This is a genomic window from Flavobacterium bernardetii (assembly GCF_011305415.1).
GTDB classification, from domain to species: domain Bacteria; phylum Bacteroidota; class Bacteroidia; order Flavobacteriales; family Flavobacteriaceae; genus Flavobacterium; species Flavobacterium bernardetii.
Genome location: NZ_JAANOQ010000006.1, coordinates 111,072 through 126,119, shown reverse-complemented (window position 1 = coordinate 126,119; position 15,048 = coordinate 111,072). Strand labels below are relative to the sequence as shown.

13 protein-coding genes are annotated in these 15,048 nt (G+C 32.2%); 5 read left to right on the top strand and 8 right to left on the bottom strand.

The genetic code is table 11. The features are described from left to right. The first annotated feature begins 18 nt into the window (after positions 1–18). Entirely contained in the window at positions 19–768 is a 750-nt protein-coding gene (locus G6N05_RS11690; protein WP_166129701.1) for a uroporphyrinogen-III synthase, read from the top strand. 139 nt (positions 769–907) lie between these two features. Here the strand turns inward: G6N05_RS11690 and pckA are convergent, their stop codons facing one another. Both pckA and G6N05_RS11680 read right to left on the bottom strand, forming a co-directional pair. Then, positions 908–2,533: a phosphoenolpyruvate carboxykinase (ATP) gene (gene pckA, locus G6N05_RS11685; RefSeq protein WP_166129299.1), complete on the bottom strand. Its 1,626-nt coding sequence runs from the start codon at positions 2,531–2,533 to the stop codon at positions 908–910. Positions 2,534–2,606: 73 nt separating this feature from the next. After that, on the bottom strand, positions 2,607–2,990 hold the full coding sequence (locus tag G6N05_RS11680; protein WP_166129294.1) for a DUF423 domain-containing protein: 384 nt from the start codon (positions 2,988–2,990) through the stop codon (positions 2,607–2,609). 121 nt (positions 2,991–3,111) lie between these two features. Here G6N05_RS11680 and G6N05_RS11675 point away from each other — a divergent pair, with 121 nt between their 5' ends. Further along, complete coding sequence (locus G6N05_RS11675) at positions 3,112–4,473, top strand: saccharopine dehydrogenase family protein (protein WP_166129290.1); 1,362 nt, start codon at positions 3,112–3,114, stop codon at positions 4,471–4,473. A 75-nt stretch (positions 4,474–4,548) separates the two neighbouring features. Next, complete coding sequence (locus G6N05_RS11670; RefSeq protein ID WP_166129287.1) at positions 4,549–5,019, top strand: Lrp/AsnC ligand binding domain-containing protein; 471 nt, start codon at positions 4,549–4,551, stop codon at positions 5,017–5,019. A gap of 98 nt (positions 5,020–5,117) precedes the next feature. On the opposite strand, the gene G6N05_RS11665 is transcribed toward G6N05_RS11670, so the two are convergent. From G6N05_RS11665 to G6N05_RS11655, 3 genes are all read right to left on the bottom strand, one after another. Then, positions 5,118–5,819 (bottom strand): zinc metallopeptidase, encoded by a 702-nt coding sequence (locus G6N05_RS11665; RefSeq protein WP_166129283.1) that lies wholly within the window; start codon positions 5,817–5,819, stop codon positions 5,118–5,120. A gap of 44 nt (positions 5,820–5,863) precedes the next feature. Then, the gene (locus G6N05_RS11660; protein ID WP_166129278.1) at positions 5,864–6,583 is read right to left on the bottom strand and encodes a hypothetical protein; all 720 of its coding nucleotides are present in this window, start codon (positions 6,581–6,583) and stop codon (positions 5,864–5,866) included. Positions 6,584–6,715: 132 nt separating this feature from the next. Beyond that, positions 6,716–9,775, bottom strand: a complete 3,060-nt coding sequence (locus G6N05_RS11655) for a leucine--tRNA ligase (RefSeq protein WP_166129274.1) — start codon at positions 9,773–9,775, stop codon at positions 6,716–6,718. Between the two features lie 172 nt (positions 9,776–9,947). On the opposite strand from G6N05_RS11655, the gene G6N05_RS11650 reads away from it, so the two are divergent. Together G6N05_RS11650 and G6N05_RS11645 are read left to right on the top strand one after the other, a co-directional pair. Then, positions 9,948–10,823 (top strand): cell division protein FtsX, encoded by an 876-nt coding sequence (locus tag G6N05_RS11650; protein ID WP_166129270.1) that lies wholly within the window; start codon positions 9,948–9,950, stop codon positions 10,821–10,823. A gap of 55 nt (positions 10,824–10,878) precedes the next feature. Further along, the gene (locus tag G6N05_RS11645) at positions 10,879–11,124 is read left to right on the top strand and encodes a DUF3098 domain-containing protein (protein WP_166129265.1); all 246 of its coding nucleotides are present in this window, start codon (positions 10,879–10,881) and stop codon (positions 11,122–11,124) included. A gap of 272 nt (positions 11,125–11,396) precedes the next feature. Here the strand turns inward: G6N05_RS11645 and G6N05_RS11640 are convergent, their stop codons facing one another. From G6N05_RS11640 to G6N05_RS11630, 3 genes are all read right to left on the bottom strand, one after another. Further along, complete coding sequence (locus G6N05_RS11640; protein WP_166129261.1) at positions 11,397–12,338, bottom strand: hypothetical protein; 942 nt, start codon at positions 12,336–12,338, stop codon at positions 11,397–11,399. Positions 12,339–12,360: 22 nt separating this feature from the next. Next, entirely contained in the window at positions 12,361–14,028 is a 1,668-nt protein-coding gene (locus G6N05_RS11635) for a beta strand repeat-containing protein (protein ID WP_166129258.1), read from the bottom strand. Between the two features lie 381 nt (positions 14,029–14,409). Next, positions 14,410–15,036 (bottom strand): response regulator transcription factor, encoded by a 627-nt coding sequence (locus G6N05_RS11630; protein WP_166129255.1) that lies wholly within the window; start codon positions 15,034–15,036, stop codon positions 14,410–14,412. Positions 15,037–15,048 lie beyond the last annotated feature (12 nt).

Below are 15,048 nucleotides of genomic sequence, written 5' to 3'. Positions count from 1 at the left end.
TTGTTAGATATGTCAAATTTGAAAGTAAAAACGATTTTGGTTTCTCAACCAGAACCGAAAGTGGAGAATTCTCCATATTATGATCTGCAAAATAAATTTAAGGTAAAAATTGATTTTAGACCTTTTATTCATGTGGAAGGCGTTTCGGCAAAAGAAATTAGAGTTCAGAAAATCGATTTAAATAATTTTACTGCAATTATATTTACTAGTAAAAACTCAGTAGATCATTTTTTTAGAGTAGCTGAAGAAATGAGATATAAAATTCCTGAGGATTTAAAATATTTTTGTCAATCGGAAGCTGTTGCATTTTATTTGCAAAAATATGTGGTGTACAGAAAACGTAAAATTTATGTCGGTCAGAAAGATTTTGTTGATTTGGCTCCGCTGATTAAGAAGTATAAAGACGAAAAGTTTTTATTACCAAATACAGATCAGTTGAATCATGATGTGCCACAAACACTTGATGGTTTAAAAGTAGATTGGAAGCAAGGAATTTTCTATCGCACAGTAATGAGTGATTTAACGGATTTAAAAGACGTATATTACGATGTACTAGCCTTCTTTAGTCCAACTGGAATTAAATCGTTATTTAAGAATTTCCCGAATTTTGAGCAAAACAATACGCGTATTGCGGTATTTGGACCTACAACTCAAAAAGAAGCTTTAGATCACGGCTTAAGAGTAGATATCATGGCTCCAGCACCTGGAACACCATCTATGACAGGCGCATTAGAAAAATATGTAGCAGAAGTTAATAAAGGAAAGTAATTCACTTTATTTTAAAATATATAAAGCGTTCAGAAATGAACGCTTTTTTTTATGTATTTATGTTTTTTTTGTAGTCACAAAAAAAACGCCTTGAAATGTTCAAGACGTTTTTTAAGTAGTGTTTTGGTTGTTTATGCTTTTATAATTTCGGACCTGCGTTTACTAAGGCAGCACCTTCTTCATTATCTGTATATTGTACAAAGTTCTTAATGAATCTTCCAGCTAAATCTTCCGCTTTAGTGGTCCATTCAGAAGCATCAGCATAAGTGTTTCTTGGATCTAATATGTTTGAATCTACATTGTTTAATGATGTAGGAACTACAAAGTTGAATGTTGGTACAACTGTAGTTTCAGCATTTTCAATAGAACCATCTAAAATCGCATCGATAATAGCACGAGTGTCTTTAATAGAAATACGTTTTCCAGTTCCGTTCCAACCTGTGTTTACCATATAAGCAGTTGCTTTATGTTCTTCCATTTTCTTTACTAACTCTTCTCCGTATTTTGTTGGGTGTAAAGTTAAAAAAGCTTTTCCGAAACAAGCAGAAAACGTTGGTTCTGGTTGTGTAACACCTCTTTCCGTTCCCGCTAATTTAGCAGTAAAACCTGATAAGAAGTAATATTTAGTTTGTTCTGGAGTTAACTTAGATACTGGAGGCATAACTCCGAAAGCATCTGCTGTTAAAAAGATAACTTTATTGGCGTGACCAGCTTTAGAAACTGGTTTAACAATATTGTCAATATGGTAAATTGGGTAAGAAACACGAGTGTTTTGTGTTACTGAACCGTCTTTGAAGTCAATTTTTCCGTTAGCATCTACGGTTACATTTTCTAATAACGCATCTTTACGAATCGCATTAAAAATGTCTGGTTCGTTTTCTTTGCTTAAATCGATAGTTTTTGCATAACATCCACCTTCGAAGTTGAAAACACCATCGTTATCCCAACCGTGCTCATCGTCACCGATTAATTCACGTTTTGGATCTGTAGATAAAGTGGTTTTTCCTGTTCCTGATAATCCGAAGAAAACAGCAACATCGCCATCTTTTCCTTTATTTGCAGAACAGTGCATAGAAGAAATTCCTTGTAAAGGTAAGTAGTAATTCATTAAGGCAAATAAGCCTTTTTTCATTTCACCACCATACCAAGTTCCACCTATTAACTGAATTTTTTCTGTTAAGTTGAAAGCTACATATACTTCAGAATTTAAATTATGAGCGGCAAAATCTTTAAAAGAAGTTTTTGAACCATTCATTACAACGAAATCTGGTTCACCAAATGTCATTAATTCTTCAGCAGTTGGTCTAATAAACATATTAGTCACAAAATGTGCTTGCCATGCCACTTCCATAATGAAACGCACTTTTAAACGTGTGTTTTCATTTGCGCCACAAAAAGCATCTACCACAAATAATCTTTTTTCAGATAATTGTGAAACAGTAGTTTCTTTTAAAGCATTCCAAGTGTCAGTTGAGATAGGTTTGTTATCGTTAACTGCTTTTTCAGAATTCCACCAAATTGTGTTTTCCGTTGTAGCATCTTTAACAATGTATTTATCTTTAGGAGAACGACCCGTGAATTCACCAGTCATTACATTAACCGCACCAAGTTCAGTTAATTGTCCTTTTTCAAAGCCTTGTAGTTTGTCGCTTAATTCTTCGTCATATAATAAATCGTATGACGGATTGTAAACGATTTCTTTAACATTTTTGATTCCATATTTTTCTAACGAAATCGATTTCGTAGATTGATCGTATGTATTCATAAAATAAATAAGTTATGTTGCTTTTATCTAAAGTGCAAAATTAAACAATAATTTGACAAATAAACGATTTCTGTTATTTTTTCATTAAAATTGCGTAAAATAAATATCCCCAAGAAAGGATTAGAAATAAACCACCGATTGGAGTGATTGGTCCAATTATTTTAGATTTAATTCCAGTAATCGTACTTGTTGTTAAAATGTAAATCGAACCCGAAAAAAATAAAACGCCAACCAAAACCAAATAAAACAAAACGGCTTTCTCTTTTAAAGTTATTATTTGTGTCATTCCAATAAATAATAGGAATAAAGCGTGATACATTTGATATTTCACACCAGTTTCAAAAGAAATTAATTGTTCTGGAGTTAATACTTTCTTTAAAGCATGTGCGCCAAAAGCGCCAAAAATAATGGCTAAAAACCCTAATATACATGCGGCTAATAAAATCTTCTTTTCCATGGATTTATTTAAATTTAGCACAAATGTAATAAACTTCAAAACAACTTTTTTTATAAATTCATGGTTTTATTTTTTAGAAATACAACATTTTATTACCTTCGTGTGATATTTCAAAGAAACAATGAGAAAGATTTTAATAATAGGAGCAGGAAGATCTGCTTCTTCACTTATAAAGTATTTATTAGACAAGTCGGAAGCAGAAAATTTATTTGTTACCATTGGTGATTTGTCTGAAGATTTAGCCAAAAAGAAAACGGGAAATCATAAAAATTCAAGAGCCATTTCTTTTGATGTTTTTAATGCCGACCAAAGAAAACAAGAAATTCAACAAGCAGATGTAGTCATTTCTATGTTGCCAGCTCACATGCATATTGAAGTGGCAAAAGACTGTGTTTTGTTTAAAAAACATATGGTTACTGCTTCTTATATCAGTGCAGAAATGCAAGCTTTAGACGCTGTGGCGAAAGAAAACAATATCGTTTTAATGAACGAAATTGGTTTAGATCCAGGGATAGACCACATGAGTGCCATGAAAATTATGGACGAAATCAAAAGCGAAGGTGGAAAAATCATTCTTTTCGAATCGTTTTGTGGAGGATTAGTAGCTCCAGAAAGTGATAACAATTTATGGAATTACAAATTTACTTGGAATCCAAGAAATGTAGTTTTAGCCGGACAAGGTGGTGCTGCAAAATTCATACAAGAAGGAAAATATAAATACATTCCATATAATAAATTGTTCAGAAGAACAGAGTTTTTAGAAGTAGATGGTTTCGGAAGATTTGAAGCTTACGCGAATAGAGATTCTTTAAAATATCGTGAAATATATGGTTTGGATGATACCAAAACATGTTATCGCGGAACCATTAGAAGAGTAGGATTTTCAAAGGCTTGGGACGTTTTTGTGCAATTAGGAATGACAGACGATACATTTATCGTGGACGATTCTGAAACCATGAGTAATAGAGAGTTTGTGAATTTATTTTTACCTTATCATCCAACAGATTCTGTAGAAATTAAATTCAGACATCAATTAAAAATCGACCAAGATGATGTTATTTGGGATAAATTATTAGAACTAGATTTATTAAGTAAAACCGCAATTTCAGGTTTAAAAAATGCCACTCCAGCACAAATGTTAGAAAAAATACTAGCTGACAAATGGACGTTACAATCTGATGATAAAGACATGATTGTGATGTATCATAAATTTGGATACGAAATCAATGGCGAAGAAAAACAAATAGATTCTACAATGGTTTGTTTAGGAGACGATCAAACCTATACGGCAATGGCTAAAACAGTTGGTTTACCTGTTGCTATCGCAGCCTTAAAAATATTAAATGGAGAAATTACTACGGCTGGCGTACAATTACCAATTTCAAAAGAAGTGTACGAACCTATTTTAAAAGAACTAGAAGCGTACGGTGTTTTATTTAAAGAATTCGAAGTGCCTTATTTTGGATATAATTATTCTATGTAATAGATTTAAATAAATTTCATAACTTTAATCCGAAATAGTAACTTATTTCGGATTTTTTATTTAAAATTATAAGCTATGAAGATAAATCACTTACAAATTGAAATTGACGGAATTGACAAAGAAATTCTTCGTAACTTAATGGAAGATGCCAGAAAACCGATTCTTCAAATTGCAAATAAACTCGGAATTTCAGGTGCGGCGATTCATCAACGTTTGAAAAAATTAGAACAAGCTGGCGTAATTTCTGGTTCGAAATATGTAGTAGACAATAAAGTTTTGGGTTATAAAACGATGGCTTTTATTGGAATATATTTAGAAAAAGCTTCCAATAATCCTGATGTGGTGAAAGAATTGAAAAAAATTCCAGAAGTTTTAGAATCGCATTATACCACGGGAAATTGGAGTATCTTAACCAAAATTATTTGCAGAGATAACGAACATTTGATGCAATTATTAAACCAAAAAATTCAAAGCATCAATGGCGTTTCTAGAACAGAAACTTATATTTCATTGGAGCAACAAATAGAAAGACAAATACAATTATAATTTACGATTTGGGATTTGGGATTTGGGATTTGGGATTTTCGAGTATAAAAAAGTCCGTCAAAATGAATTGACGGACTTTTTTGTTTTATTTTAAGAAATTAATCTCTTGAGCCTAAAATTCTATATGCCCAATATAGTAACGAAGCTAAAGCACCTAAAGCGGCAACTAAATAGGTTCTGGCAGCCCATTTTAAGGAATCTTCTGCACCAGCATATTCTTCTTGACCTAACATATTTTTATTTTTCAACCAAGCTAAAGCACGGTTACTTGCGTCATATTCTACTGGTAAAGTAATGAAACTGAAAGCCGTTGCTACAGCCATTAAAGCCAAACCAGCGACAGCGACATAAAATCCAATTCCAGATTTTGAAGCAAAACCTAAAATAATTCCACCCATAATTAACCATTGCGACATACTTGACGACACATTAACCATAGGCACCATTTTAGAACGCATCGTTAACCATTCGTAGGCTTGTGCATGTTGAACGGCGTGTCCAACTTCGTGAGCTGCAACCGCAGCCGCAGCCGCATTACGTTGGTTGTAAACCGCTTCTGATAAGTTTACGGTTTTATCTGTAGGATTATAATGATCGGTCAATCTTCCTGGAGTAGAAATCACTTTTACATCACTAATTCCGTGATCTGCCAACATTTTTTCTGCAATTTCAGCACCAGACATTCCGTTTCTTAAGGTAAGTTTTGAATAATGTTCAAACTTACTTTTTAAGCGCGAACTTACTAACCAACTAAATAGAGCAATTACTCCAATTATTATCATGTAAGGTAAATCAAACATAGTTTTTAATTTTAAAAATTTAAAGTTACAAAATAAGCATCAAATTATGAGCCAAATTTTAAAAATGACAAGTTGACATTAAAATAATTACTTATAAAGCAAATGATACATTTATTAGAAATTGATTTCTGTTTTTTTTCGAAAATTTTATTCTCAAATTGCAGAAAACTACTTTCCCAAGGTTTATTATTTATTGGAAATTCATAAGAAAAAGTGACTTTAGTTTGTTGGTGTCTTCTTCCAACTTCTTTAAATTTTAAACAAAATGAAGGTCCAATAAACGCTTTTTCATTAAACAAGGAAATCTGATTTCCATTGACTCCTGTTGATAAATTATTAAAATCTAAAGTATAATCAGTATAGTAAATGGCTAATTTGCGTTTGGCATAACTTATATTAAAACCCGTGCCAATTTCAAAATTCTTCACAATTTGAAAAACATAATGAGATCTCAATTTTATTCCATTCGAAATAAATCTATTTTTTGTTTTTTCGTTGCTATCTCCAGATGCAAATAATTCATATCCTAAGTCTACATCCGCATCATCACAATAGTAAATTACACCAGCATTAGCATTAATTTGAACTGGATTTATGGTTTGAATATTGTTTTTAGCTAAGTAAGAATTAATTTCAAAACCGTTATTAAATGAAGCACCCGCTCCAACAAATAATTTAAAATGGTCTTTTTCAACAGCAATATCATTCGCTTGAGCATTTAAATTCAAACAAAATAGAAGTAATAAAAGTCGTACTATTTTCATCTTTATTTTTTTAATTAGTAGAATAACACGAAATTTTGTTACATGAAAAAACCGCAGATTTACAGAAAATAATCTGCGAATCTGCGGTTAATTTATAAAGACACTTCGACTCCGCTCAGTGAGACAAAACGGCTAACCAACTAAATTAATAATTTTTCCTGGAACGATAATCACTTTGTTTGGCGTTCTGCCTTGTAATTGCGCTTGTGTTCTTTCATCGGCCATTACGATTTCTTCAATTTGAGCAGCTGTTAAATCTAACGGTAACTTAATGGTGAAACGCATTTTTCCGTTAAACGAAACTGGATATTCTTTTTCAGATTCGATTAAATATTTTTCTTCAAATTTTGGAAAAGGTTGTTTAGATATTCCTTCATAATCTTTCAATTCTTCAATTTTTAAATCTTTCAATCCTAACCATAATTCTTCGGCAATATGTGGCGCATAAGGCGAAACTAAAAGCGCTAATGGTTCTAAAATCGCACGGTGATTGCATTTTAATTGTTGCAATTCGTTTACGCAAATCATAAATTGAGAAACCGACGTGTTGAATGAGAAATTCTCAATGTCTTCCGTTACTTTCTTAATGGTTTTATGTAAAGATTTGTACATTTCTGCCGTTGGTTCGTCATTAACAATCACTGAACCATTATCGTCAAAGTATAACCTCCATAATTTTTTCAAGAAACCAGAAACTCCTGTTATTCCTGCTGTATTCCATGGTTTAGATTGCTCTAAAGGCCCTAAAAACATTTCGTATAAACGTAAGGTATCTGCACCATATTCTTCACAAATATCATCAGGCGAAACCACATTGTATTTCGATTTCGACATTTTTTCTACTTCACGACCCACAATGTATTTTCCATCTTCTAAAATGAATTCTGCATTTGAATAGTCGGAATATAATGGATGATTTTTGAATGCTTCAATGTTTAATTCGTTGGTGACGTCATTGATACAAGCTAAATCTACTTTTGATTGTTGATAGCCAAATATCGATAAGTCTATTTCTTTATAGGAAACACCTTCTTTTTTAAGTGTTTTTTCAACAGCCAAAAGAGAATTTTTTAAATATTTCTCAGAAATAATATTTTTTAATTTTTCAGAATCTTGGTTGATTAAATTTAATGGAACAATGATTTTTGTAATATCATATTTCAAAAGATTCTCTTGAATTTTTCCATCGATTTTTAATTCAAAAACAACTTTATAAAAATTAGCACTCATTCCCAAAATCATTCCCTGATTAATCAACTTCTTGAATGGTTCTTCGGTTGGAGCATAACCTCTGTCTTTTAAGAATTTATTCCAAAAACGAGAATATAATAAATGTCCGGTGGCGTGTTCGCTTCCACCAATGTATAAATCTACACTTTCCCAGTATTTTAAGGCTTCTTCGTTTGCAAAATCTTCTGTATTGTGAGCATCCATATAACGCATCCAATACCAAGAAGAACCTGCCCAACCTGGCATCGTGTTCAATTCTAATGGGAAAACTTTCGTGTCATCAATTAAATCATTGTTAACAACTGCATTGTTTTCAGAGTCCCAAGCCCAAACTGTCGCGTTACCTAATGGTGGTTGGCCGTCTTCGGTTGGTAAATATTTTTCTACTTCTGGTAAAACGATTGGCAAGTGTTTTTTATCAATCATTTGTGGCAAACCGTTCACATAATATACTGGAAAAGGTTCACCCCAATATCTTTGGCGAGAGAAAACAGCATCACGTAAACGGTAATTTACTTTTGCATTTCCTGCTCCAATTTCTTCTAAAGCTGCAATGGCTTTTTTCGTTCCGTTTTTGTAGTCTAATCCGTTTAAGAAATCAGAATGTACTAATTCGAAACCACTTTTTTCTCCGTAAGCGGCTTCTGAAATATCTTGGTTGAAAATGTTTTTAATTTCTGGCATTCCGTTGGTTCCTTTGAAGAAATTCGCGAAAGCATAATCACGTTCGTCACCACAAGGAACGGCCATAACAGCCCCAGTTCCGTAACCGGCTAATACGTAATCGCCAATCCAAACTGGAATAGGTTCTTTTGTAAACGGATGTTCCGCATAAGCACCTGTGAAAACTCCTGAAATGGTTTTAACGTCGGCCATTCTTTCACGTTCTGAACGTTTTGCTGTAGCTTCTACATATGCTTCAACCGCAGCTTTTTGTTCTGGAGTTGTAATTTGTGCGACCAAATCATGCTCTGGTGCTAATGTCATAAACGTAACTCCGAAAATCGTATCAGGTCGAGTGGTAAAGACATCAATTTTTGCATCGTGATTATTCACGTTGAAAGAAACCATCGCTCCAACCGATTTTCCGATCCAGTTACGTTGTGATTCTTTGATAGATTCACTCCAATCGATTTCGTTTAAACCTTGTAATAAACGTTCCGCGTAAGCAGAAATTCGCATACTCCATTGTGTCATTTTCTTACGAACTACGGGATGTCCACCACGTTCTGAAACGCCGTTTACAATTTCGTCATTCGCTAAAACTGTACCTAAAGCCGCACACCAGTTTACTTCGGTTTCTGCTAAATAGGTTAATCTATATTGTAATAAGATTTTTTGTTGTTCTTCAGACGTAAAAGCGTTCCATTCTGCTGCTGAAAATGGGGCGATATTATCATCACAAACCGCATTAACATTCGCATTTCCTTCTGAGGCGAAAATCGCAACTAATGTCGAAATATCTTCTGCTTTATCTGAATTTTTATTGTACCAAGAATTGTATAATTGAATGAAAATCCATTGGGTATGTTTGTAATAATCTGGATTCGATGTGCGAACTTCACGACTCCAATCAAAAGAAAAACCAATTCTATCTAATTGATTTCTGTACCCTTGAATCGTATTTCCCGATTTATCGATTCCACCTTCAATATTCATGCGAGTCGTATCTGCTGGATGTTGACCCGTTTGAATCGCATATTGTTCTGCTGGTAAACCAAATGAATCGTAACCTTGTGGATGTAACACATTAAAACCTTGATGTCTTTTATATCTAGCGACAATATCGGAAGCAATATACCCTAACGGATGCCCAACGTGTAAGCCTGCTCCCGAAGGATAAGGAAACATATCTAAAACAAAATATTTTGGTTTATCAGATGTGTTACTTGCAGCAAAAGTTTGATTTTCTGCCCAATATTGTTGCCATTTGGCTTCGATTTTTTCGTGGTGGTATTTCATGTTCTAGTTTTCAGGTTTCAGGTTTCAGGTTAAAAGTGATTAAGTCATATAAAACTTGAAACAAAAATTCGGTTGCAAATTTACATTTTTATATACTAAAGTTAAAACTTTGTTGTTATATTCTGTGTAAACAAAATTTCTTTACTATTTTTACAGCATAATTATAAAATTTATGGCACAATCGTTTGAGCAATATCAACGCAGAAGATTAATTTCTTCTTATTTTTCGGTAGTTTTTAGTATTTTTTTAGTGCTGTTTTTATTAGGCGCTTTAGGATTATTTGTGATTAATTCTGAGAAAATTTCGAATGATTTTAAAGAAAACATTCCTATGAGTGTGTACTTTAAAGACGAAGCCAATGATACTATTTTAAATGCTTTTGATACGGAATTGAAAAATTCGAAATTCATTAAATCATATGATTTTGTAACAAAAGACGAAGCAGCTAAAAACAATCCAGATATAGTAGGTAAAGATTTTATGGAGTTTTTAGGATTTAATCCACTTCAAAACTCGTTTGATATTCATTTAAAAAGTGACTATGTAACCAAAGCAGAAATCACCAAAATAGAAAATGAATTTAAACGAAACGCAAATATTTCTGATATCATTTACGATAAAGAATTAGTAGAATTAGTCAACGAAAACGTAACTGAAATTAGTTTTTGGATTTTAATTATCAGTGCGGTTTTAACTTTTGTTGCAATGTTGTTAATTAATGGTTCGATTCGTTTGTCGATTTACTCCCACCGATTTACCATTAAAACGATGCAAATGGTTGGCGCAACCAAATCATTCATTAGAATGCCATTTATCAAAACAAGTATTTTGCTAGGAATTATTGGGGCTGTTTTAGCGATTATTGGTATAGTTATTTTAGCGTTTTATATCGATGGAATGTTCCCAACTTTAGGAATAGCAAAAGATTATACTTCTCTTGGAATTGTAGCTCTAGGCGTTTTATTAGTTGGAATAATTATCACTTGGTTGAGTACGTATTTTGCAACTACACGTTTCTTAAATTTAAGAACGGACGATTTGTACTAGAAGAGTCAAGTAAAAAGAGCCAAGTAAAAAGTAAAAAGAGTCAAGTAAAAAAATTATGAAAGAAGATACAAACAAGCAGGAATTTTTATTCGGTGCTGCGAATTATAAAATATTAATTATCGGATTAGTCGTGATTGCCATAGGTTTCATTTTAATGAGCGGTGGTGCAAACGAAAACCCAAATGTTTTCAATGAAGAAGTGTATAATTTCAGAAGAATCAGATTAGCGCCAACAGTGGTGTTAATTGGTTTTGGAATTACTATTTATTCGATTCTTAAGAAAAGCACAAAAAAAGAGTAATCTCCTTAAAAGGATAGTTATAAATTATAAAATAAAAACATAGCTGTACTTATACAAAAAAAGAAAACCAACAGAAGAGTAAGTTCTATATAATCTAGTTCAGTTAGTATTTCTTTAATTTTATTTTTCATATTTTGTGTTGTTAAATTAGTTAAATGGATAATACTCATAGCTTTTTATGATTATTATCCATTTTTTTCATTCGATAGTCCAAGATTTGAATTCAAATGGTAGTGTAATTACATCAAAATATTTTACCCAACTGGTTTTTGTCAATTACATATAAGTTGTACAGAATAAATCGTACCATTATTACTAGCTCCAGAAAAAGCACTAAAATCTAACAAAACAGATGCGGAATTATTTATGTTATAGCTCATAGTTCCGTGACCTGAGCCTACATTTCCTGTAGCATCAGATGCTCCTAACCAAGTACATCGAACGCAACTTCCTGAAATAAATGTTCTACAAGCTGCCGTTAGTGTTGGCGTTACAGCTAATCCACTCGTTTCATTAGTCACACATAATTGCTCGCCACCCATTGCATTTGCCACAATAATTATTCTACCGGTAAAATGATTAGAAAAAGTTAGTCGTAAATCACCATCAGAACTGCTACTTGAAAAAAATGGACCAGTAGCAACAGAAACAGAACAAGCAGTTTGGGTAAATGAAAATGTCGTTGTTCCATTTAATGCAGTTGCAGTAACCGATCCTATACCAAAAGGAAATGTTCCAAATCCTGTTAGCGTTCTGCTAGCGCCAGAAACATTACATAATGGTGGTGCGGGGTTAACTATTCTAGTAAAAACACAAGTTTGCCCACCAATAACAATAGTAAAGGAAGCTGTTCCTCCTGTAATACTTGATAGAGTTCCTGTAATGGTAAATATTAATGTTCCTGAACCCGCAACAAAGTTACCTGCTGTAAGTGTGGCTGTTAATCCTGTTACTCCTGTTGAGGCTATACTCAAACCAAGATAATACCCTCCATTTCCTCCTGTATATGGTATTGAAGTACTTACGCCCGAAGCAACTTGTCCTCCAACCAATGTGCCAATATTTGTAGCTGAACCACAGTTTAGTGCAGCTATTGATCCAACAATTCGATTTGGTCTTATTTGTCCACCAAATAATTGTGCTTGAGTATTTATAACTATAAATAAATTAATAATTATAAATAAAACTTTTAAATTTTTGTTTTTAAAAAGCATATGTAATATGGGGTTTGAGTTATTAATTTTCTACAGACATTGAAACATAACATACTGTTCCAACAACTATTATACTATAAATATGTCTTTTACTTGTAACTCTAGGGAATGTACCCATATAAGCAAAAGTAAAACCTGCTGCCGTAAACACTACATTGCCTGCAGTAGCAGTTGTACTTGAAAAAATAATTGTATATGCAGCGCCATCTTTTAGGTTGGTTAATGTAATAGCGTTAGTAGATGCAGATGTAGTTGCTAAATTGCTTGTTGCTAAGTCAATTGTTGTTGATGCACCAGCATTAAAAGTACTAGAATTTGCAGCTGCTCCATTAACTTCCAATTTAACAGTTTGAGTTGAAGTGCCCACTCCAACATTACCGTTGGCATCAACATTAATTCTTCTATTTCCAGCTCCATCAGCCAAAACAATATTATTTGAAGTTGCTGCGGGCAAGCTAATATTTGAACCAATTATGGTGTTGTTTGATCCATTGCTTATTGTAGTTCCTGTGTTATGACCAACAAATGTATTGTTATTACCACTAGTAATATTTGTTCCAGAATTTTCACCAATTGCAATATTTCTAGACCCAGAATTATTTAAAAATAAAGATTGATTACCAATAGCAATGTTGCTACTTCCTGCACTATTAGAAAATAAAGTTTGATATCCCAAGGAGTTATTGTTTTGTCCAGATAAATTATTTAATTGCGATTCATGACCAATACTTGTGTTATTAGATGAAGATTGATTATTAAATAAACTTGAAGCTCCAATGGCAACATTATTACTACCGTTTGTATTTCTTTCTAATGCGGATTCACCAATTCCAACATTATTATTTCCGGTTTGATTATTATAAATAGCATTTGTACCGACTCCAACATTATAAGAACCAGAAAAGTTGCGTTGTAATGCAGAATATCCTAATCCCACATTATTGTTACCTCCTAAATTATTGAATAAACTAGAATTTCCAACAGCAGTATTTAAAATTCCAGAAGCATTTCTTGTTAAGGCATTGTATCCTATTGCTGTATTGTAACTTCCACTTGTGTTTAAAGATAAACTAGATGAACCAACCGCAACATTTTGTAATCCAGTTGTGTTAGCTTCTAAAGCGCCATAACCTGTAGCAACATTATCGCTTCCTGAAGTCAAATTTTTAAGCGTATTTACACCGATTGCCACAGTTCTTAAGGCTGTAGTACCTGAATTTGACAAAGCTTCTACTCCAAAAGAGGTGTTTGAAGTAGTTAGTTTTCCAGAAATTAAATTATTTCTTTTGAATACGAAATCAATATTGTCTGTAGTCCCAATAAAATTAGTGGATGAATTTGTTCCAGAATTTCCTAAGATTGTCCAGTCTTGATTAATTGCTGAAGGCTGACTTGTTAGTAAAAGCCACTTTGTTCCATCCCAAAAATAATATCCAGGAATAACATTATTAGGAGAAGTTCCAGAAGTTGCTGTATTGTAAACCAAAGTGCTTATAGCCAGCACACCTCCATTTGGATTTATAACAGGTAATGCGATATTTGATGCCGTTAAAGCTACTCTTGGTGTAAGCAATCCTTGATTATTTGAATTAATGTCTAGAGCAGCGTTTGGAGTTGTAGTTCCAATACCAACTTGTGAAAAACAGTTGATGAAACTACTTAAGAACAAGATGATGTAATAATTTTTCATAAATTAGCTTTAAGGTTAATAATTTATAAAAACAACTCAATCAATTAGTTAAAAAAACATTTGTTTTCTGGTGTGATTTTTAACTTTAATTAAATGATTTAATTGATTTTTATTTTTTAAATTTTAATGGGATAAAATTCAATATTATTAATCTATTCAAACCAATGGTTTTCAGGGGTGTGTTTAATTTTAAAAAGAAATCCCCGCTTATGTTTAATAATTTAATTATGAAGAGAAAAAAATTACGGGGACTTCTTTATATTTGAAGTGTGTTGTAGGTTTAGTTATGTGTTGTTTTACTTCAAATTTTTGTAATAATAAATAATTAACAACTTATTATTATTTTTTTGATTTTTTTTGGAAAAAGAAACGATTGCATGTTTAAAATATATTATTTAGCAAAGAATATTTAATTAATCCAACCACATTTTTTGAATTGGTTTTCTGCATTAAATTTTTCCTATGACCTTCAACTGTAAATGGAGAGATTTTAAGTTTTTCAGCAATTTCACTAGTTGTTTTTTCTTCTAATATTAATTGAAGTACATCTAATTCGCGTGTTGTAAATTCTACAGAATTTGATTCTGTATTAGCGCTAATAAATGCATCGTAAATTGATTTTTCAAAGTATTTTTCGTTTTTCAATACTTTTTTTATCACATTCAATAATTCTAATTGGGATACATTTTTACTTAAATAAGCATTTACTCCTAGGTTGTAAAATTGTTTAAAAACTTTAATTTTCGAGTAACTAGTTAGAATAATATATTTAGGAATTTTTGGCAAATCACTTTCAATGGTTTTGATCTTTTTTATAAAATCAAAACCATTTATTTCAGGCATTTCTACATCAGTGATAACAATATCATAAGCTTCCGATTTTAAATATTTTAAGGCTATTTCTGCATTATTAATATTTTTAACATCGAAACCATGGTTTTCTAAAACCATTTTTAAACTTTCGGAGAAAACTTTATGGTCATCAACAATTAATATTTTTTGATTCATAATACCTGATTA